This is a genomic window from Streptomyces sp. NPDC006743, from assembly GCF_040703815.1.
Classification (GTDB): Bacteria; Actinomycetota; Actinomycetes; order Streptomycetales; family Streptomycetaceae; genus Streptomyces.
The window spans coordinates 1-1,445 of sequence record NZ_JBEYJA010000157.1 but is presented as its reverse complement, the minus strand read 5'-3'; the positions used below and the strand labels follow the sequence as shown (position 1 = coordinate 1,445).

General features: G+C 67.3%; 1 protein-coding gene. It reads right to left on the bottom strand.

Translation table 11 applies throughout. From position 1 onward, the window contains the following. Positions 1-18 precede the first annotated feature (18 nt). A complete protein-coding gene (locus ABZ719_RS37645; protein WP_366729669.1) occupies positions 19-1,215 on the bottom strand; it encodes an IS110 family transposase in 1,197 nt (398 codons plus the stop codon). Positions 1,216-1,445: the final 230 nt, after the last annotated feature.

Genomic DNA, 1,445 nt, shown 5'->3' with positions numbered 1-1,445 from the left:
GGCTTCCCAATGAAGTTGTCAAGCCGCTGCGGTGACGGGCGGTACGACTTGATAGCACCGTCGGTCGCGGATCAGAGCCCACAGCACGTTGACGCGTCGGCGGGCGAGAGCCAGCACGGCCTGGATGTGGCTCTTCCCCTCAGCCCTCTTACGGTCGTAGAACCGCTTGGAGTTGGGATCGCTCCAGGAGCTGACCAGCGCGGATGTGTAGAAGACGTGTTGCAGGCGCCGGTGATAGCGCTGCGGGCGGCGCAGGTTGCCGCTGGTCTTGCCGGAGTCGTGCGGGGCGGGAGCGACGCCGCCGAAGGCCGCGAGCCGGTCGGCGGTGGAGAAGGCGTCCAGGCTGCCGCAGACCGCGACCAGGAACTCGGCGCCGAGCTTGGGGCCCATGCCCGGCATGCTGAGGACTATCTCGGCGAGTTCGTGTTCGCGAAACCTGCCCTCGATGAGCTTCTCCGTCTCGGCGATCTTCTCGTTGAGGGCGATCACCTCCTTCGCCAGGGTGTGGGCCATCTGCGCGATGACCTTCTCACCGGCGACCGCAGTGTGCTGACGCTCGGCGGCCTCCACGGCTGCCTTGGCCAGGTTCGCGGCTCCACGGACCTTGCGATTGCGCAGCCAGGTCGTCAGCCGGCTCGTGCCGATCCGGCGCAGGGCAGCCGGGGTCTGGTAGCCGGTGAGGAGGACCAGTGGTCCAGCGTTGGTGAGTTCCATAGCCCGCTCCAGAGCGGGGAACATGCTGGTCAGCACCGAGCGGAGCCGGTTGATGGTGCGGGTCCGTTCGGCGACCAGGTCGATGCGGCGGCCGGTCAGCAGCCCCAGTTCGATCGTGGCCTCGTCGCCGGGACGGATGGGTTGGAGATCGCGACGCATGCGTGCCTGGTCGGCGATGATCCTGGCGTCACGGGCATCGGTCTTGCCCTCGCCGCGGTAGGCGTCGGACGCGCGGTTCACCATGCGGCCCGGGATGTACAGCAGCTCCTGCATGTGGTTGATCAGGGCCGCGATCAGCAGAGCAGGTTCGCCGCCCGTCATATCGAGCGCCCACGTCACCTCGTGGCCGTCCGCGATGTCGAGGACATCGCCCAGGAGCTGGAGGAGCTCCGGCTCGTCGTTGGCCACCCGGCGAGACAACAGGGTCTTCCCGTCTACGTCCATGGCGACGCAGTGGTGGTGCGTCTTGCCGCAGTCGATCCCCGCCCATATCCGGCTCATCGTGCTCCCGAAGTCGTTCCTGCCTTGCGCACCACGGACGACCTCGCCGGCATTGCTCTACGCAGCGACCATCTCGCACTTCCCAATCGGCGGCCGAGTCGTCGTGGGGAGCGGGGCGGCCAAGCCTCCGAAGCCATGGACGGCAGCCGAGCTGAGAGCCACACCCCACTCCCCTGGGTGCCACAACCCTACGAATGGCTGGGGTCAACCCATGATCAGAAAGGTAGAGC